We start from the raw sequence: 17,461 nt of genomic DNA on the forward strand, positions 1-17,461 counted from the left end.
CCGGCTGTCCGGCATCCCAGCGGGACACGAGCTCCTGCAGGACAGCTGGACCATACGGAGGGCCACCCCATCCGAGCCCGTGGTCGACACGGTTCTGTCGGCCACGCCAACTGAGCCGCAATATTTGCTGGCAATTCCCGGCTGCTGGGGATTGCGACTAAGTACTCCGCGCCTGTCACCAACGATATACACGTGTCACGGACAGAACAGTACGAACGAACCGAGCCCGCATCAGATCACGACTGGCACTCGCGGTCGCTCGAGGACGTGTATTCGGACCTCGACACGTCGGCACAAGGACTGGATTCAAGCGACGCACGCGAGCGCCTCGAGCGCGAGGGGCCGAACGAGATCGAAGCCGAGGAAGGAATCTCGCCGCTGCAGATCTTGATCGATCAGTACAAGCCGGCGCTGATTTGGGTGCTCATCGTCGCTGCGGCGGTGATGGCGTTTGTCGGCCACACGATCGACGCTGGAGTGATCGCCGGCGTCGTCATTTTCATCACGATCTTCGGCTTTCTCCAAGATTACCGCGCCGAACAGAGCATCCAGGCGCTCAAGGAGATGTCGACGACGTACGCACTCGTCAGACGCGGCGGCGAGAAGACCGAGATCGATGCGGTGAACGTCGTTCCAGGCGATGTGATCTTCGTCGAGTCGGGGGATATTGTCCCGGCGGACGCCCGGCTCATCGAAGAATCCAATCTGAGCGTCGACGAGGCGGCGCTGACGGGCGAGAGCGTCGGCGTCTCGAAGGAGGTCGGCGAGGTCGACACGGAGACCTCGCTCGCCGAGCGGGAGAACATGCTGTACAAGGACACCGTCGTCGAGCGTGGCTCCGGCACGGCGGTCGTCGTCGAGACCGGCCCCGAATCCGAGATCGGCCAGATCGCGACCGCACTTGAGGAAGCCGAGGAGCGCGATACGCCGTTTCAGGCGGAGATGGATCGGCTGGGCAAACTCATCGCTCTCGGTGTGATCGGCATCGTCTCGATCATCGCGATCACGGAACTCGTGATCGGCGACACGCCGCCGCTGCAGGTCTTCCTGACGGCGGTCGGGATTGCCGTCTCGGCGGTGCCCGAAGGACTGCCCGCGGTCGTCACCCTCTCGCTTGCCCTCGGCGCGCGTCGGATGGCCGACCAGAACGCGCTCGTGCGCCGGCTGCCGATCGTCGAGGCGCTTGGCTCGGTCGACGTTATCTGTACGGACAAGACCGGGACGCTCACCGAAGAGGAGATGACTGTCCAGCGGATCGTTGCCAACCGCGAGACCTACGAAGTGACCGGCACCGGCTACGACACCGAGGGCGAGTTTTTACAGGACGATACGCCCGTCGACAGCGACCGTGTCGCGGAGGTGATGCGCTGTGGGATGCTCTGTAACAACGTCGACGTCGGCACCCGCGAGCGAGACGCAGACGACGGTGACAGCGACGCTGGCGATGCCGGCGCTGGCGAACGAACGTATCTCGGTGACCCCACCGAGATCGCGCTGTTCGTCGCCGCCCAAAAGGCCGGCTTCGACCACGACGAACTCGACGAGGCCTACCCCCGGCTCGGCGAGGTCGATTTCACCTCCGCGCGAAAGCGGATGACGACCGTTCACGAGACGCCCGACGGCGAAACCGTCGCCTACATGAAAGGCGCACCAGAGACGGTCATCGAGCGCTGTGACCGCGAACTCGTCGACGGCGAGTTCGTCGACCTCACCGACGAACGCCGCCAGGAACTCGAGGCACAGAACGAGTCGTTCGGCGAGGACGCCCTGCGCGTGATGGGCTTTGCATATCGGCCCGACGTGCCCGAATCTCAGGTTCAGGACCCGGATGAGGATCTCGAGCAGGAGATGGTCTTCCTTGGTCTGCAGGGGATGCTCGATCCGCCTCGGCCAGAGGTCCCAGGCGCGATCGAAGGCTGTCTGGACGCCGGCATCAACGTCGTGATGATCACCGGCGACAACGCCGTCACGGCGCGGGCGGTCGGCAAGGAGGTCGGCCTGCGATCGACGCGTGTCGTGACGGGGCCCGAACTCGAGGAGATCAGCGACGAGGAACTGCGTGAGATCGTCGACGACGTCGACATCTTCGCCCGCACCTCGCCCGACCACAAGACACGCATTCTCAAGACGCTCCAGGCGAAAGGCCACACAGTTGGCATGACCGGCGACGGGGTCAACGACGCACCCGCCGTCAAGAACGCCGACGTCGGGATCGCGATGGGGATTCGTGGCACCGACGTCACGGAACAGGCCTCCGATATCGTCTTGCTCGACGATAACTTCGCGACGATCCGAGATGCAGTCAAGGGCGGTCGCCGGATCTTCGACAACGTCCGTAAGTTCGTCAACTATCTCTTATCGGGCAACGGCGGCGAGGTGACGATGATCTTTACCGGAACGCTCGCCGGACTCGGACTCGTGATCACGCCGATTCAGGTGCTCTGGATCAACGTCGTCACCGACGGGATTCCCGCGCTCACGATGGGTGTCGACCCCGCGGCTGACGACGTGATGGAACGGGAGCCGCGACCGCCCGACGAGGGCGTCATCACCGAACGGATCGTCACCTCGATCGTCGGCATTGCGATCTTCATGACGGTCTGTCTGCTCCCGCTGTTTACGCTGAACTTCTACGGCGAGTTGATCCCGGGTTACGACGTGACGGGGGCGGTGTTTGGCTGGAGTCCTGGCTACGAGGTCGGCCGAGAGCTCGCCCAGACGATAGTGTTTACCGGGTTCGTCGTCTTCGAGATCGTCCGTATCCAGGCGGTTCGGTTCCGATACGGGCTCGGCCTGTTCTCGAACAACTGGCTCGTGGCCGCGGTCGGCGTCGCGATCACGCTGCAGTTGCTCGTGCTCTACACCCCGACCGGACAGCTCCTGTTCGACGTCGAGCCGCTCGCGCTCGTCCACTGGGCCCAGATCGGCGTCGCTGCGGTGGTGTTCGCACTTCTGATGGCCGTCTTCGTGAAGGTTCAGGATCGGTACTTCGATCGGTACTGACTGCCTGACGACCGTTCGGGCGTCGATCACACTCGAGCGTTCCTCACCTGCGTCATCAACCCCGACTTGTCACCGACCGGCTGCAGACGGTGGTGGGCAGTTCTCGAGGCCGATCGCCGTCGAGAGCAGTCCGCTGTTCCCGAATCGACACGCCGTCAGAACAGCGTGTCCGGCGGCGTAATGAAGTACGTCAGAAACACGGCGACGACGAGCAGGATGCCGAGAAGCGTATGCAGCCACCGGTTGATCGATCGCCATTTCCCCGTGGGCCCGTACCCGTGTCGATTCGCGAGGATAACGAACCCGCTTATCGCGACGACGACCGTAAGCACGAGCGTTAGCAGCCCCAGCTGGTAGTGGTCGAGCATCTGTGGTAGGTGGTATCACAGTATGAGTGTGAATAAGCATAATATAAAACTCACAACGTGTGGCACTCGAAACGATCCGAACAGACCGAGGCTGCGCCTTGCCCTCCCCTCGAGTCGCTACACGACCCGATCTCGCAACTCATCGAGATGTTTCGCGCCGTAGATCAGTTTGATTGAGTCGCTGGCTGGTGTCCCGACACAGGTCAGCCGGAACCCCTTCTCGTCGACCTCCTCGTCGGAAAGGCTCCGCTGGACGTCCATCTCGATCTCACCCGTTTTCAACACCGCGACGCAGTTTACACAGCCGCCCGCTCGACAGTGGTATGGCCACTCGAGGCCCGCTGCTTCGGCCGCATCCAGCAGATACTCGTCGCGCCCCACCTCGAACGTCCCATGCATATCCGCTTCGAGATCGGCCGCGTCGGCGGTTTCGAAGAGATCGTCGTCCTCGAGCGACCAGCCGCGATCGTCGACGGCCGCATACGCGAGATACTCGACGGTCACGGGCTCGGTCCGCGGTGCGCTGAGCCCGATCACCGGGACACCCGCGAATCGGACGATGCGTTCGGTCGTACTCCCGAGGAGATATCGTCGAAGCCCGGTCTCGCCGTGGGTCCCCATCACGATACAGTCGGCGTCGTGCATGGACGCTGTCGCGAGGATTCGCTGGTCGACCCGGCCACTGGGGATCGAGACGTCGACGGCGTCGAGTTCCGACTCCCGGATGCGCCGGATGGCGTCGTCGACGGGCTCGAGACCGATCTCGGCGGTCTCGTCCGGATCCGAGACGTCGATCGTCTCCGTTCCGTCCTCGAGCGGACGCTCGTCGCTTACGTGGACGATGTGAAGCCGGCTCCCGGTCTCGGTGGCGAGATCGATCGCGTGCTCGAGGGCGGTCGCTGCACTGTGGCTCCCGTCGGTCGGCACCAGAAGCCGCTCGAGGTCGGTCTCGAGGCTCGTCTCCTCGTGGACCGTCGCGACCGGAACGGGCGACTCCTGTAGCGTTCGCTGGGCAACGCTGCCGAGGAGGAACCGATCGAGGCCGCTCCGGCCGTGGGTTCCCATCACGATCAGATCGATCTCCTGTGTCTCGGCGTACTCGAGGATATCGCGGTGGACATCACCCTCCAGGTCGCGGATCGACGTCGTCACCTCGAGAGTTCGCGCTGCCGCGCGCTCGGCGAGGTCGTCGACTGCTCGCTCGCCGTCGTCATCGCCACCGATGAGCGTGCTCTCGGCGACGTGAACGACGTGCAGGGTCGCATCGAACCGTTCAGCGAGTCGGATCGCGTACGCGCCTGCATTGTCCGCCACCGGGCTTCCGTCCGTCGGCACGAGGACTGTCTCGTACATTTTGCGCCCACTTCCACAGCCGGGCAAAAGTAGTTGTGGCCTAGTCTGGGATCCCGCCGCCACGTGTGACGGTGTCGTGACAGCCGGGGCCTCGAGGGCTTCTATACTCGAGGCTGGACTGTTCGGTGGACCACACCGATAGCTGCTATCGTGCCACCTCTTGTCACCCTCCGATTAATACCATCGTCCACATAGGGTGACACCGGTTGACGATCCCGACACCGGCCCGTTGTCACAGCTGGTTCCACGACCAGCCCGGTATGGCGGTCGACGCAAAACGGGGTCGAACGAAGCAACGATGTCAGGACACGGATACGGCACCAGCATGACCCACGACGAGATTGCACAGTTTCTCTACGAGCACGGTATCGGCGTCCTCTCGCTCTCCCGGAACGGCCACTCGTACGGGATCCCCGTCTCGTATGGGTACGACGGCGACCGCAGTCGGTGTATCCTCGATCTCGGGTTCGCGCCGGAAAGCAAGAAAGAGACGTTTCTCGAGACGACCGAGCAAAGCTGTCTGACGGTCTATGAGTGGCAGTCCCCGACCGACTGGCGAAGCGTCGTGATGACCGGCGACCTCCGCGAACTGGATGACGGCCTCGAGGCTGACCTCGAGCAACGGTACTATGAGCACGCAGACGATATCGAGATCGCAGTGTTCGATCGACCGCCCGAAATGATCGAGTTGCAGTGGTTCGAGTTTTCGATCGAAGAGCTGTCGGGACGGACGTCACGCTCGACGTAGCGTTAGACGCCCCAGAAGACGTAGATGCCGACAGACGTCACCACTGCCAACAGCAGTTGCAGCGGGACGCCGACGCGGATGAAGTCCGTGAACTCGTATCCGCCGCGACCGTACACCATAAGATTCGTCTGATAGCCAATCGGCGTCATTAGCGACGTGCTTGCGGCGAACGTCACGATCAAGACGAACGAGAAGGGGTCCGAGCCGAGCTCGGTGGCGACGTCGACTGCGATGGGTAACATTAGCGCGACGCTGGCGAGATTGGTGATGATCTCGGTGATAATCGTCGTGAGCAGATAGAACACCATCAGGAAAACGAGCAACGGGACGACATCCGCCAACGGCGTGATCTGATAGGCGAGATATTCAGCGGCACCCGTCTCTTCCATCGAGATCCCAAGCGGGATGACGCCCGCAAGCAGGAAAATGACGTTCCACTCGACTGCGGTATACACTTCCTCGGGTTTGACACAGCCCGTAATCACCATCCCCGCCATCCCAGCAAGCGCCGTAATAACGATCGGAAGGATATCGAGTGCGGCCACGCTCACGACGAGCGCGACGATACTGACGGCGATCGGAATTTTCGAGCGACGATACTCCGGCCGCTCGATCTCTTGAGCCAGAACGAAGTTCGGATCAGCCATGAACTGTTCGCGAGCCTCTTTTGTCGACTGCACCAGCAACGTATCACCACCTCGCAACACTGCTGTCGAGAGTCGCTGCTTCAGGCGTTCACCCTGTCGATGGATCGCAAGTATTGGACTCCCGAACTGTCGTTCGAACTCGCGTGCTGTCATCGATTCACCCGCGATCGGCGGCTCCGGGACGAGGATCACCTCGACGAGCGCCAACTCGTCTGCGTCGGTCACGTCCGACGCCTCCGTGACAGGGGCAGCTGCGAACTCGAGATCTCGAGAGGTGGTCAGATCGAGCAGTGTCCGTCCACTCGACCGGAACAGGAGTCGATCGTTGGGACGAATGGTTCTGTTCTCGAGATCCCTGTGGACGACCTTCCCGCGACGCAGAACCCGAAGAATCTCGACGTCCCGACCGAGTTGGATGCTGATCTCGCCGACGGTGTCGTCGACGAACCGAGAGTTTGCAGGGATCGTCACTTCGGAAACGTAGCCTCGCAGCTGAAACTGACCAGCGAGTTCGTCGTCCGGCGACACCCGTTCGGGGATGAGACGGTGGCCGATCGTTAGTAGGTAGATGGCACCGGTTGCGAGCACGAGAACGCCAAGCTGCGTGAACTCGAACATCGAAAACGAGCGGCCGATGAGACGGCCCGAGATATCGCTTGCGAGGAGGTTCGGTGAGGTGCCGATGAGCGTGAGCATCCCGCCAAGCATCGCGGCATACGAGAGTGGAATAAGGAGTTTCGATGGCGACGTGTTCGTCCGATCAGCAAGATCAGACACCATCGGGATCAGCATCGCGACCACCGGCGTATTGTTGATAAATCCCGCAGTTCCCCCAGCGAGCCCGATCGTTGCGGCCTGTTGTTTGCGTTCGTCGTCGCCAGTTAGCGCAAGTAATCGGTCCCCGAGAATGCGGATCGCACCGGTCCGTTGAATCCCCTCGCTCAAGACGAACATCGCCAACACCGTCAGCGTCGCCGGATTCGAGAATCCGGAGATTCCGAGTTCAGGTGTGACCTGCGTCCAGGGTTCGAGTACAACTAGCACGACAACGATTCCGATCGCGGCCATGTCGATCGGAATCGGCTCGAGTGTAAACAGCACGAACGCGATGAAGAGTATCCCGAAGACAACGAGGATGTCCGCCTCAATAGCTAGGAAATGAGCAGACAGCAGCACGTCCATACGAACTGCTCCAGAGAGTTGAAGAAAAAACTACGCAGCCTCACATCTCGAACACCTTCTTCGGTTTTGAAAGAGACAGCGTCTGCTGTCGGATGGACGCCAACCACCGCCGGACAGATCAATGAACCTTGGGAATCGTTTCCGTCGCCTTGAGACTCGCTGTGCCGTCCCTGCGATCCATGTCGCATCCGTCGCCACGACACTGTTAAGCGATCTGCTCCCATAGCACACAGTATGGGATGGAAATGTCAGCTGTACGGTCATCAGTGGCGCCACCCCGGGACGTACGAGGTCGTCATCGCGGACGGCTCTGTTCTAGCGTACCCGTTTCAGTGTGCCGTCTGCGAGAGCGAGATGCTCATGGATACGACTGGGACGCCGCTCTCGGATGACTGGGAGCCGGAATCGGTCGGGACCGAACCGGAACTCGAGCCGGAAGAACCGCTCTCGCCGTCTGCTGAGTCAGCCGACGAGTGACCATCGGCGACTCCAGCGGTCACAGTACGGCCTCGAGAGTTTGAGTGCCGACTGCCGACGTCATCGAACGATCATCACGGGCACTGGGGCGCGTCTGACGACCGTTTCGGCGACGCTGCCGACCAGAAACCGCTCTGCGCCCGAGCGACAGTGACTGCCCATGACGATCCGGTCGACGTCGTGTTCTTCAGCGTACTCGAGGATGACGTCGGCAGGTTCGCCGAACTCGAGGACGGTATCGATGCTGCTGTCGTGTTCGTCGGCGAGTTCGTGTGCGTCATCGAAGACCGCCTGTGCCTTCTGTTCTGCTTTCTGGTTCCACTCGCGCCAGTACTCCGGCGAGACGGAGCCCGGCGGCGCGCCATCGTCGAACGTCGGTCGCATGACGTCGATGAGGCTCAGTCCCGATCCAATGGGGTCCATGACGTGACAGACGATGATGTCGGCATCCGGATAGTCGGTGAGTGCAATCTCGAGTGCTTTCATCGACAGTGGCGATCCCTCGGTCGGAACGAGGATGCGCTGGCCCATACAGTGTCGACACCACGGCTGCCCACATATAGTGTCGGCCGCGGCGATCGTGTTGACCGGCGCTGGCGACGCCCGGTCACTGTCGCGGTTTGCCGCTCAGCCCACCGTGTCTCCAGTCGACCTCGAGCGGACCATACGCTGATATCCGTGGCTGGTGTACGTGTGTCCGCATGACAGACCAGATTGCGTCGTTCGAGCAGGTCGCCGAATCTCGCGCCGATGCACCGACACTCATCGAAGGACTCCCCGGACACGGACTCGTCGCAGCGATCGCCGTCGATCAGATCACGGATCAACTCGACCTCGAGCACTACGGCAATATCGCTTCCGAGGAGTTCCCGCCGGTTGTGACGTTCGAAGACGGCCTCGTCCAGGATCTCGTCCGCGTCTACACCGGGTCGGATCCGTCAGTGATGACCCTCGAGAGCGATCTCGCACTCCCCGGACCGTCGTTCGAACCGCTTTCGCGGTGTGTGCTCTCTGAACTCGCCGACGAGTTCAGCCAGGCCATCTTTCTCGCGGGCGCACCAGCGGAGTCGGAGGAACAGATCGGCGACGTGACCGGCGTTGCGACGACCGAGGAATTCAGAGCGGAGCTCGTCGAGGCCGGCATTCAGGTCCCCGAGGAGCCGGGACTCGTCGGCGGCATCACCGGCTCGCTCGTGCGCGAGTGCTATCAGGCGGACGTTCCGGCCGCGTTGTTGATCGTCCGCGCTCACCCGTTTCTCCCCGATCCGGAGGCGGCGAAATCCGTCATCGAGACGGCACTCGAGCCGCTCGTCGAGTTCGACATCGACACGACAGCACTCGACGAGCAGGCTGATGAGATCCAACAGCGGATGCAACAGGTCGCACAGCAGTACCAGCAACTGGCCGAAGAGCAGGAGAACCAACACCAACAGCGGATGCAGACCGGGATGTTCCAGTAACTACCTGTCGACGTTTCGATGCGCGTGTCGGTGGTCACCTGTCGTGAACGAACCGACGTCGGCGCCTCACAGCGATGCAACTCGTCTGCGAGGCCCCATAGGATGCTCGCTGTTGGCGACCACCACCGTCGACCCAGCGGGCAGTGGTCGGTGAACGGGACCACCCGGCATATACTCGTCTGTCCGACTGTCAGTTAAACCTCGAATGGGTACTATGCAGTCATAGGCCGTATATTGTTTCGATGGAAGACACTGAGCGATTTTCGCGACGAACAGCGATGACAATGGTGGGCGCAACAGGTATCGCACTTCTTGCCGGCTGTAACGACGACGACGACGAGGAACCCGACGACGAAGAGCCTGCGGAGGTCGACATCGAAGAGTGGGAAGATGTCGACGAGTTCTATTTCGACGGACAGATCGAATTCTGGGGTGGTGTCGAACCGGCGATTATCGAAGGCGAAGAGAACCCGACGATCACGCTCATCGAGGGCCAGGAGTACGACTTTACCTGGGTTAACGTCGATGGCGTCGAACACAACTTAGAGATCCGTGACGAAGACGGCGACATCGTCGATGATTATCAGAGCGATGACGTCAGCGAAGAGGGCGAAGAAGCGTCGGTCGACAGCGTCGTCGCGACCGAAGAGATGGTGACCTACATCTGTCGGTACCACGAGACGACACAGGTCGGAGACATCAACGTCGAAACAGTGTGACGACTCCTGTTCGGACAGCAACAGCGTCCCAAACCGGGTTTTGACCTGGGCAGCGAGCCGATCAATTGTGGCCAGCGGTCACCTCACGCGTGTTCACTGCTCGCCGTGGCGACGGCCGGGAACGGCGCGCTAGTCCGCACCCATCGGCACACAGACAACCGGCACGTCGGCGTTCCGGACGACGTTCTCCGTGACGCTGCCGATGAGATGGCGCTCCATTCCAGCGCGTCCATGTGTTCCGATGACGATGAGATCGATCTCGTTGTCGTCGGCGTAGGTCAAGATCACCCTCGCTGGCGGCCCACTCGCGACAGTTCCCGTGACGCTGACGCCGTCTGTTACGGCCTGTTCACGAACGCTCTCGAGTGCGTTCTGGCCGACGTCCTCGAGTTTTCTCAGGAGTGTTTCCGGTTCCGTAGCCTGCTGCAAGCGGCCCGTGTCGGCCGAGTAGAGCGCGTGGACCACAGCATCGAACACGCCTGCGAGGCCGATACCCCAGTCGACGGCGACCCCCGCTCCGTCGCTACCGTCCGTCGGCAGGAGAACGTTCTCAGTTCGGTCTGGAGAGAGCGGTTCGGTGCTCGCTTCTGGTGGGACCGCCAGCACCGGGACGGCGACTGTCCGAAGGACGTTTTCAGTCACGCTCCCGAGTGCCACCCGTTTGAGCCCGGTCCGACCTTTCGTCCCCATCGCAATCATGTCAATCTCGGCTGCGTCGACGTATCTCTCGATAGCGCTAAACGGAGTCCCACGTTCGGTCGTCGTCGTGACGTCGAGCTCCGGCGCCCGCTCTCGAGTCATCCGTGCAACGGCGTTGACAGCTGTCTCGGCGTCGGCCTCAAGCGCCGCCTGTTCGCCATCCCCGTCGGCTCCGAGAACGGAGGTGATGGTCTCAAGCTCCGACGTATCGATAACTGAGAGGACGTGGACATCAGCTCCAGCCACAGCAGCCAGATCGACGCCTCGTTTCGCTCCAGCAAGTGCCCTGTCGCTCCCATCCGTCGGAAGGAGCACCGAGTTGACTGCGTTGATAACGGCTGACATAGCGGAGAACTCTAATAGCTTACATAATAACTGTACTGGGCAGCGAGGATCGATAACAACGTGTTTCGATCGTTGGATGCGGTTCCCACACAGGAGCGATTCGTGTTCGTCCCGTCCGCGACTATCCGATCGAAGCATATTCAGTTCGTGCTGTACCATCAGGTGTGTATAAGCACTCCTTACCACTGTGTTTCAATCCGAGTAGTAGCTGTTAACTGACACACCCGCCATATGACGGTGTATTATCAAGTGTAGTTACAAACATACGTATGTAAACCATTGCTGTTAGCAAGATCATATTACCAGCCGTCGGATGGGTGGAATAGAATGCTGACACGAGGAATCTGCCAGACGATTTCGTCAACCCGTACTGCCCTCTTCACCAGTACTCGACTGGATAAGATACTAATTCACGTAGTATGACAATCCTATCATTTTGATAGTATCGGCCAGCATAACTCATACTCGAGCGACCGTTGTTGCCCCCAACTCTCGACCGTCGCTATCTGGAGCCAACACACACGCATGGGATCGTGTGCGTTCGCCCCTCGAAGTTATTGGGCAGGGCATGGAGGCGGTACGTATGACGTTCGTCGTCCCATTCGATGGTTCGGAACTCGCAGAAGCCGCTCTCGTCAGGGCAGTCGAGTACGGCGACGCGCTCGAGGAAGACGTGACAGCGGTGACTGTCGTCCCGGAACGAAAGCGCTACGCTCGAGAGAAGGGGTGGATCGGCGAGGACGAGGCGTACGACGTCGAGGCTGTCGTCGAGCGCCTTCGTGAACAGGTGCACTCGCTCACACCGGCGGTGTCGTTCGAGTACGAGCGGATACGGGAGTTTCCGCCTGAAGCACGGATCGCCGGCCACATCGAGCAGTTGGCACTGGAACACGACCCGAGCGTCGTCTTCCTCGGCAGCGACAACGTCGGCCGCGTCGTGACACCGTTGACGAGCGTCGGCGTTCATATCGCTGCCGAGGAGTCCTACGACGTGTTCGTCGTTCGCCAACGCGCTCCACCTAACGTCGATCGTATCCAGCCCCACACCGAGTTTTACGACGACGACTCGACGTAGGTGGGACTCGAGCTACACGATGCCTGCGGCAGTCACTGCTCGGTCGTTCGAACGGTCAGGACGGGTGCGCTCGCCTTCGGCACGACGCGCTGGGAGACACTCCCAAGGACGAGTCGCTCGAGATTCGACTTGCTTTCCGTCCCCATGACGAGCACGTCGACCTCTTCGGCGTCGACGTAGTCGAGAATGACTTCGTGGGGTTCGCCGTCCGTCACCGTGCCTGTCGCCTCGAGTCCGTGCTCTGCTGCCCGGTCTTCGATGGCTGCGGTCGTCTGTTTCCCGTGTTCGATGAAGTTCTCCCGAATCTCCGTCGCGTCGGGGTTTACGTCGACCGCATACAGCGTGTGCAGGGTGGCGTCGCAGGCGGCTGCCAACGAGAGTGCGTGTGCGGTCGCCGCGTTCGCCCCTGCCGAGCCATCGGTTGCGAGACAGACGTCGTCGACCTGGATGCCATCTGCCCCAACCGTCTCTCGACCGACCGTGAGAACAGGCTGGCGCGCATCACGGATCACCTCGAGGGCGACACTACCGAGCAGCGCCTGTTTCAGTCCAGTTCGCCCGTGTGTGCCGACGATGATCGCGTCGACAGCGGTGTCGTCAGCGTACGCCAGGATCTCACTCGCCGGTCGCCCCGTCCGAACAGCCGACGTGGCCTCACACCCCGCATCGACGGCGTCGGCTGCGATCGATTCGACAGCCGCCTCGTGTCGCTGGGTGTCTTCGCCCGACTCGGCCTCGACGACGGACAGCACGTGTACCGTCGCCTCGAGTGTCTGTGCGAGTGAGAGGCCCACTGCCGCCGCGTCTGTTGCGACGTCGCTGCCGTCGGTTGCGATGAGAACGTCATCGTACATAGGGGTCCGTACAGCGACCACGGTCTTTGCTCTGTTGAAATTGTAGGGTGGCCAACGCTGTGCGACGGGCTGCTGTCTCGAGTCGGTAGTGCATTCTCGACGCGTGCGGGCACACCGCCGGGCATCCGCATGGATGATGGCCGGTATCGCCAGCAGCCACCAGACCGCTGGCGACTCGCCGCTGGGATGAAGCGTATGAGAGCGCCATCGGCTCGAAGCGCGCGATAGTGTTCGCTTCGAACTCGGTGCCGTTGTCGATGTTTTATTTATTAGACGCCCGAACGACCGGTATGAGCAACGCAACGTTCGAACTCTACGAGGACAATGCAGGCAAGTGGCGATGGCGACTCGTCCACGACAACGGTAATATCATCGCCGACAGCGGCCAGGGCTACAGCACCAAACGCCGTGCGAGAGACGGGATCAAGAGCGTCAAAACCAACGCCCCCGACGCGGTCGTCGAAGAACACATCGTTCGGGAACTCGACGATTCGTAGAGGGACGTCGAACCCCGCTGGTGGTGTTTTGAGCCAGCACTATCGTAGCCACTGACGAGCGGTGGCGACGAGCGTTCGGTGAACGTTATTCAGGCTTGGCGTCGGAGTCGTCGCATGGTGCAGCCACTCGACTCGAGGCAGCGCAACCGCTACTCACGCCAGCTCATGATCGATTCGATCGCCGACTCCGACCAGCGATCACTGCTGTCGAGCCGCGTTCTCGTCGCTGGTGCGGGCGGCCTGGGTTCGTCGGTGATTCAGTATCTGGCAGCAGCCGGTGTCGGGACGGTTGGAATCGTCGATGACGGGCGCGTCAAACGCTCGAACCTCCAGCGACAGGTCGTCCACACCGTCGACGACATCGGCGAGCCAAAAGTCGAGAGCGCAGCCCGATTCATCGACGCGCTCAACCCCGACGTCACGGTTGAGACACACGCCACCCGGATCACACCCGACACCGTCGCGTCGCTTCTTAGGAGGTACGACGTGGTCGTCGACGGGTTGGACAACTTCGCAACACGATTTCTCGTCAACGACGCCGCTCGACTCGCTGCCGTCCCGTTCGTCCACGGGGCAGTGTACGAACTCGAGGGACAGCTCACGGTGTTTCGTCCCGGCGGTCCCTGCTATCGGTGTCTGCTTCCGGCGGCTCCGGACGAAGAGACAGTGCCGTCCGACGAACCAATGGGCATCTTTCCGTCGGTTCCTGGGACGATCGGCACGCTGCAGGCGACGGAAGTGCTCAAGTGCCTCCTTGATCTCGGCGAGCCACTCGACGATGAACTGTTGCGATACGATGCTGCGGACGCGACGGTCGTCCGGACGCCGCTCGAGCCGAACCCAGACTGTCCGCTCTGTGGGTCCGACGAGATCGACGACATGGACGACATCGACTACGACGACCGGTACCGAATCGAGGACTGAGACGAACGGTGCCAGTCAACGGGGCTCGAAGATGGCCTTTGTTCGATCGGCTCCGACCCCGATCTTCATGTCGCTCGTTCGTCTACTGCAGTCTATGGCTCACCATGCACACCGACGGGAGACGGCACCGATGACGCCGAAAAACCCACACGAGTGTCGGGCGGACGGTGCAGGTTCCGGTGGCGTCGTCATTGGCGTGCAAGCGACGGACGGAGTCCTCCTCGCAGCCGACACACGGACGAGTCGTGATGCGATTGTAGAAAGCGATGAGGCAGCAAAACTCTGGTCGGTGCATCCGTCGGCTGCGGTCGGTTCGGCTGCCGAACCCGGTGACGCTGACTCACTGGTCACCAGGCTCCGTCGCGAGGTCGATCGCTACGAGTACCATCACAGTCGCCGGATACGTATTCCAACGCTGGCGACAGTTGCCGGTCGCGAGTGCCGAGCACACCCCGAGCGAGACGCGACGTTTGTCCTCGGCGGCGTCGACGAAGCCGGCTCGCACGTCTTCAGAATCGGCGTAGACGACGGTGTGATCGAGTCCGACTACGCTGCCGACGGGAGCGGCCGCCAGAGTGCTTCTGTCATCCTCGATCGTGACTACACGGATTCCCTCTCGCTCGAGGATGCACGCGACCTCGTTGCCAGTGCGATCGAGAGCGCCGTCGAACGTGATCCGCGGACCGGTCCCGCTGTCGATATTGCGGCGATCCGCGAGACAGGGGTCACTGTTCGCCGATATGAGTCGCCCGACGCCGTTCGCTCCTGAGATCGAGCTGTCGTCTCGCCTCGTGGTCTCGAGGGACCGAGCCACCAGCGTGGGTGTTCGACACCTGCCGGGGCCGACTCTCATACTGTCGGACAGCAGTCAGTGACACGTCGGTCGCGAATTCGCGGCCGTTACCTCGAGGACGACCGCAGTAGCGCGATCGAGCGTTGAATAGTGCTGTCCGGCAGTATCAGTCAGCAGGCATTCGAACAGTCAACACGGGGATCTCGGCCGTCCGGACGACGCGTTCGGTCGTGCTTCCGAGGAGGTATCGGGGGAGTCCGTGTCGGCCGTGGGTCCCCATAACTATCAGGTCGGCATCGATTTCGTCGGCATACGCCAGAATCGTCTCGTACGGTTCTCCTTCGCGAACGACTGGGAGCACGTCTACGTCGCCGTCCATCCGGCGTGCCTGCGTGTCGACCGCTTCGACTGCACGTTTTGCGTCGTCCTCGAGCGGTTCGATTGCCGCTTCGAAGTCGGATCGATCCCCGCCGTAACCGACTTCCAGCAGTTCGGCGATGTCGATCACGGACAGTGCGTGAGCGCTGGCATCGTACTGCTGTGCGATATCGAGCCCGTTGCTGATCGCTCGCTCCGTCCCGCTGCTCCCGTCCGTCGGAATAAGGATCGTGTCGTACATCGTTCCTCGAAGGTCCGTGCAAACCGACGGGCTCGAGAGACATAACGTATTGCTGGTCGGCCCCAACACCGCGTTCGAACGCGGCTGGCAACGACTCCTGCGCTCGAGCCCGAACGACTGCGTTGTGGCTGGGATGGGTGTCGCTGGCTGATGTCGAGGCCGAGCGCAAAGCGCCTCGAGCGGGCCGGACCAGCTCCCGTCTCGCCGACTCAGAACGCGACGAACGAGGCGGGACCGTGTCGTCGTCGTTCCCGCCTCACGACACCGGATACTGACTCGAGTGTGGCGGACGCCGAACGAGCACGCTGTCTGAGAGCCCGGCGAATAGCTGGAGTATTTAGTACTGGAATCCGATTGTAAGTCACGAACGAATGTCACAACAGTCGACCGAGAAGACCGCTCTTCACGCGTTCTGGCGGCTCCATCACTGATGCTCGACGTAATTTCGGTGCCGGAACTGTTGGCCAAGGTGCTCGTCGCCATCGCGACTGGCGGCCTGATCGGACTCGAGCGAGAGCGACAACCGACGCGGAAGTTCGCAGGATTGCGGACGCTGGCGCTTCTGTGTGGCGCTGGTCCGATCGTGGTCGCCATCGGACAGCAGGAGGGGCATCCGGCCTTCGTCGGCGCCTATCTGGGACTGGCCGGTGCCCTCGCGCTCTTCATCGTGTACGTTCGACTTTCACTGACTGACGAAGACGTTGGACTCACGACGTCCGTCACCGTGTTTCTCGTCGCGTTGCTCGGGGTACTCGTCGGATATGGGTGGTTCTTCGAGTCGACATCGATTGCGATCGTTCTGGTCTTCCTGCTGGCTGAGAAGGAACGGCTACACCGGTACGTGAAGGGTGTGTCCGATCAGGAGTTGCGGGACTCGTTGAAACTCGGGGCAGTCGTCTTTATCTTGTATCCGATCGCCCCAACTGATCCCGTCGATCCGTTCGGCGTCCTGATCCCTCGTGAGGTGTTGTTGTTCGTCATATTCGTCCTGCTGATCGAGTTCGTCTCGTACGTCTCGATGCGTCAGCTCGGGGGATCGAAAGGGTTAGCTGTCACTGGCTTGCTCGCGGGTGGTGCGAACTCGTTCGCGACGGCGGGCGTCCTCGCCAGAATGGCAACCCAGTCACGCGAGGCGGTCGATGCTGCCTCGGCCGCAGTCCTGCTGGCAACCATGTCGATGATCGTAAGAAACGTTGGCATTGCGACCGTCCTCGCCGTTGGGTTGTTCTGGATGCTCTGGCAGCCAGCCGTGGTGATGGTCGCTCTGTGTGTTGGGATCGCTGCCATCCTGTGGGTCCACGGTGAAACACCCGACCGCTTCGACTTCGCGCTCGAGTCGCCGCTCTCGCTGACAGCCGCTGCCAAGTTCGCCGTCGCATACGCGGCCATCCTGCTCGTGTCGGTTCTCGCCGAGGCGTTCTTCGGAGAGCTTGGGTTGTACGCGACGGCGTTTGCGGGCGGGCTCGTGTCGTCGGCCGCCGTGTCGGTGACCGCGGCGACGGTTTTCAATCAAGGCGGAATCGGTGCAGAACAGGCAGCCGGAATGGTCGTGCTTGGCATTCTCGCGAGCCTGACGACGAAGATCATCCTGCTCGAGGTCATCAGCGGGCGGCTGCGATTGAAGGCAGCGGTGCCGATGGTGCTGGTCGGTGCCACCGGGGTCGTTACGTTCGTGGTTACGTGACCGGACCGCCGTCA

General features: G+C 61.6%; 18 protein-coding genes. 11 read left to right on the top strand and 7 right to left on the bottom strand.

All coding sequences use genetic code 11. The features are described from left to right. Nucleotides 1-192: 192 nt before the first annotated feature. Nucleotides 193-3,003 carry a cation-translocating P-type ATPase gene (locus DV706_RS02040; protein ID WP_006066821.1) on the top strand — a complete coding sequence of 937 codons (2,811 nt, stop codon included), beginning with the start codon at nucleotides 193-195 and terminating at the stop codon, nucleotides 3,001-3,003. Nucleotides 3,004-3,158: 155 nt separating this feature from the next. On the opposite strand, the gene DV706_RS02045 is transcribed toward DV706_RS02040, so the two are convergent. Continuing rightward, nucleotides 3,159-3,371 carry a hypothetical protein gene (locus DV706_RS02045; RefSeq protein WP_006066820.1) on the bottom strand — a complete coding sequence of 71 codons (213 nt, stop codon included), beginning with the start codon at nucleotides 3,369-3,371 and terminating at the stop codon, nucleotides 3,159-3,161. Between the two features lie 117 nt (nucleotides 3,372-3,488). Continuing rightward, complete coding sequence (gene fer / locus DV706_RS22275; RefSeq protein ID WP_006066819.1) at nucleotides 3,489-4,724, bottom strand: ferredoxin Fer; 1,236 nt, start codon at nucleotides 4,722-4,724, stop codon at nucleotides 3,489-3,491. Between the two features lie 298 nt (nucleotides 4,725-5,022). On the opposite strand from fer, the gene DV706_RS02055 reads away from it, so the two are divergent. Continuing rightward, nucleotides 5,023-5,472 carry a pyridoxamine 5'-phosphate oxidase family protein gene (locus DV706_RS02055; RefSeq protein ID WP_136350773.1) on the top strand — a complete coding sequence of 150 codons (450 nt, stop codon included), beginning with the start codon at nucleotides 5,023-5,025 and terminating at the stop codon, nucleotides 5,470-5,472. A gap of 2 nt (nucleotides 5,473-5,474) precedes the next feature. Here the strand turns inward: DV706_RS02055 and DV706_RS02060 are convergent, their stop codons facing one another. After that, complete coding sequence (locus DV706_RS02060) at nucleotides 5,475-7,301, bottom strand: SLC13 family permease (RefSeq protein ID WP_006066817.1); 1,827 nt, start codon at nucleotides 7,299-7,301, stop codon at nucleotides 5,475-5,477. A 234-nt stretch (nucleotides 7,302-7,535) separates the two neighbouring features. On the opposite strand from DV706_RS02060, the gene DV706_RS02065 reads away from it, so the two are divergent. Continuing rightward, nucleotides 7,536-7,778, top strand: coding sequence for a hypothetical protein (locus DV706_RS02065; protein ID WP_006066816.1), 243 nt, complete (start codon nucleotides 7,536-7,538; stop codon nucleotides 7,776-7,778). A gap of 60 nt (nucleotides 7,779-7,838) precedes the next feature. Here the strand turns inward: DV706_RS02065 and DV706_RS02070 are convergent, their stop codons facing one another. Then, a complete protein-coding gene (locus tag DV706_RS02070) occupies nucleotides 7,839-8,309 on the bottom strand; it encodes a universal stress protein (protein WP_006066815.1) in 471 nt (156 codons plus the stop codon). A gap of 170 nt (nucleotides 8,310-8,479) precedes the next feature. Between DV706_RS02070 and DV706_RS02075 the strand changes: the two genes are divergently transcribed. Both DV706_RS02075 and DV706_RS02080 read left to right on the top strand, forming a co-directional pair. Next, nucleotides 8,480-9,238, top strand: a complete 759-nt coding sequence (locus DV706_RS02075; RefSeq protein WP_136350774.1) for a proteasome assembly chaperone family protein — start codon at nucleotides 8,480-8,482, stop codon at nucleotides 9,236-9,238. 242 nt (nucleotides 9,239-9,480) lie between these two features. After that, nucleotides 9,481-9,957: a cupredoxin domain-containing protein gene (locus tag DV706_RS02080; protein WP_006066813.1), complete on the top strand. Its 477-nt coding sequence runs from the start codon at nucleotides 9,481-9,483 to the stop codon at nucleotides 9,955-9,957. 129 nt (nucleotides 9,958-10,086) lie between these two features. On the opposite strand, the gene DV706_RS02085 is transcribed toward DV706_RS02080, so the two are convergent. Continuing rightward, on the bottom strand, nucleotides 10,087-11,001 hold the full coding sequence (locus DV706_RS02085) for a universal stress protein (RefSeq protein ID WP_006066812.1): 915 nt from the start codon (nucleotides 10,999-11,001) through the stop codon (nucleotides 10,087-10,089). Nucleotides 11,002-11,584: 583 nt separating this feature from the next. Between DV706_RS02085 and DV706_RS02090 the strand changes: the two genes are divergently transcribed. Next, the gene (locus tag DV706_RS02090) at nucleotides 11,585-12,076 is read left to right on the top strand and encodes a universal stress protein (protein ID WP_049889856.1); all 492 of its coding nucleotides are present in this window, start codon (nucleotides 11,585-11,587) and stop codon (nucleotides 12,074-12,076) included. 32 nt (nucleotides 12,077-12,108) lie between these two features. Here the strand turns inward: DV706_RS02090 and DV706_RS02095 are convergent, their stop codons facing one another. Further along, nucleotides 12,109-12,930, bottom strand: coding sequence for a universal stress protein (locus DV706_RS02095; protein WP_006066810.1), 822 nt, complete (start codon nucleotides 12,928-12,930; stop codon nucleotides 12,109-12,111). 290 nt (nucleotides 12,931-13,220) lie between these two features. Here DV706_RS02095 and DV706_RS02100 point away from each other — a divergent pair, with 290 nt between their 5' ends. From DV706_RS02100 to DV706_RS02110, 3 genes are all read left to right on the top strand, one after another. Then, entirely contained in the window at nucleotides 13,221-13,427 is a 207-nt protein-coding gene (locus DV706_RS02100) for an HVO_2922 family protein (protein ID WP_006066809.1), read from the top strand. 114 nt (nucleotides 13,428-13,541) lie between these two features. After that, nucleotides 13,542-14,351, top strand: coding sequence for a HesA/MoeB/ThiF family protein (locus DV706_RS02105; RefSeq protein WP_006066808.1), 810 nt, complete (start codon nucleotides 13,542-13,544; stop codon nucleotides 14,349-14,351). A gap of 94 nt (nucleotides 14,352-14,445) precedes the next feature. Beyond that, the gene (locus DV706_RS02110) at nucleotides 14,446-15,120 is read left to right on the top strand and encodes an Ntn hydrolase family protein (protein WP_161569783.1); all 675 of its coding nucleotides are present in this window, start codon (nucleotides 14,446-14,448) and stop codon (nucleotides 15,118-15,120) included. Nucleotides 15,121-15,310: 190 nt separating this feature from the next. Here the strand turns inward: DV706_RS02110 and DV706_RS02115 are convergent, their stop codons facing one another. After that, a complete protein-coding gene (locus DV706_RS02115; protein WP_006066806.1) occupies nucleotides 15,311-15,763 on the bottom strand; it encodes a universal stress protein in 453 nt (150 codons plus the stop codon). Between the two features lie 16 nt (nucleotides 15,764-15,779). Between DV706_RS02115 and DV706_RS22280 the strand changes: the two genes are divergently transcribed. Further along, on the top strand, nucleotides 15,780-15,914 hold the full coding sequence (locus DV706_RS22280) for a hypothetical protein (RefSeq protein ID WP_275040547.1): 135 nt from the start codon (nucleotides 15,780-15,782) through the stop codon (nucleotides 15,912-15,914). 279 nt (nucleotides 15,915-16,193) lie between these two features. After that, nucleotides 16,194-17,447, top strand: coding sequence for an MgtC/SapB family protein (locus DV706_RS02120; RefSeq protein ID WP_006066805.1), 1,254 nt, complete (start codon nucleotides 16,194-16,196; stop codon nucleotides 17,445-17,447). Nucleotides 17,448-17,461: the final 14 nt, after the last annotated feature.

Origin of the sequence: Natronorubrum bangense (assembly GCF_004799645.1) — an archaeon.
Taxonomy (GTDB): Archaea; Halobacteriota; Halobacteria; order Halobacteriales; family Natrialbaceae; genus Natronorubrum; species Natronorubrum bangense.

What these genes read in the sequence shown, in the direction of transcription:
- DV706_RS02045 (WP_006066820.1), bottom strand. Translation starts at nt 3,371, where the DNA reads ATGCTCGACCACTACCAGCTGGGGCTGCTAACGCTCGTGCTTACGGTC.
- fer (WP_006066819.1), bottom strand. Translation starts at nt 4,724, where the DNA reads ATGTACGAGACAGTCCTCGTGCCGACGGACGGAAGCCCGGTGGCGGAC.
- DV706_RS02055 (WP_136350773.1), top strand. Translation starts at nt 5,023, where the DNA reads ATGTCAGGACACGGATACGGCACCAGCATGACCCACGACGAGATTGCA.
- DV706_RS02060 (WP_006066817.1), bottom strand. Translation starts at nt 7,301, where the DNA reads ATGGACGTGCTGCTGTCTGCTCATTTCCTAGCTATTGAGGCGGACATC.
- DV706_RS02065 (WP_006066816.1), top strand. Translation starts at nt 7,536, where the DNA reads ATGGGATGGAAATGTCAGCTGTACGGTCATCAGTGGCGCCACCCCGGG.
- DV706_RS02070 (WP_006066815.1), bottom strand. Translation starts at nt 8,309, where the DNA reads ATGGGCCAGCGCATCCTCGTTCCGACCGAGGGATCGCCACTGTCGATG.
- DV706_RS02075 (WP_136350774.1), top strand. Translation starts at nt 8,480, where the DNA reads ATGACAGACCAGATTGCGTCGTTCGAGCAGGTCGCCGAATCTCGCGCC.
- DV706_RS02080 (WP_006066813.1), top strand. Translation starts at nt 9,481, where the DNA reads ATGGAAGACACTGAGCGATTTTCGCGACGAACAGCGATGACAATGGTG.
- DV706_RS02085 (WP_006066812.1), bottom strand. Translation starts at nt 11,001, where the DNA reads ATGTCAGCCGTTATCAACGCAGTCAACTCGGTGCTCCTTCCGACGGAT.
- DV706_RS02090 (WP_049889856.1), top strand. Translation starts at nt 11,585, where the DNA reads ATGACGTTCGTCGTCCCATTCGATGGTTCGGAACTCGCAGAAGCCGCT.
- DV706_RS02095 (WP_006066810.1), bottom strand. Translation starts at nt 12,930, where the DNA reads ATGTACGATGACGTTCTCATCGCAACCGACGGCAGCGACGTCGCAACA.
- DV706_RS02100 (WP_006066809.1), top strand. Translation starts at nt 13,221, where the DNA reads ATGAGCAACGCAACGTTCGAACTCTACGAGGACAATGCAGGCAAGTGG.
- DV706_RS02105 (WP_006066808.1), top strand. Translation starts at nt 13,542, where the DNA reads ATGGTGCAGCCACTCGACTCGAGGCAGCGCAACCGCTACTCACGCCAG.
- DV706_RS02110 (WP_161569783.1), top strand. Translation starts at nt 14,446, where the DNA reads ATGGCTCACCATGCACACCGACGGGAGACGGCACCGATGACGCCGAAA.
- DV706_RS02115 (WP_006066806.1), bottom strand. Translation starts at nt 15,763, where the DNA reads ATGTACGACACGATCCTTATTCCGACGGACGGGAGCAGCGGGACGGAG.
- DV706_RS02120 (WP_006066805.1), top strand. Translation starts at nt 16,194, where the DNA reads ATGCTCGACGTAATTTCGGTGCCGGAACTGTTGGCCAAGGTGCTCGTC.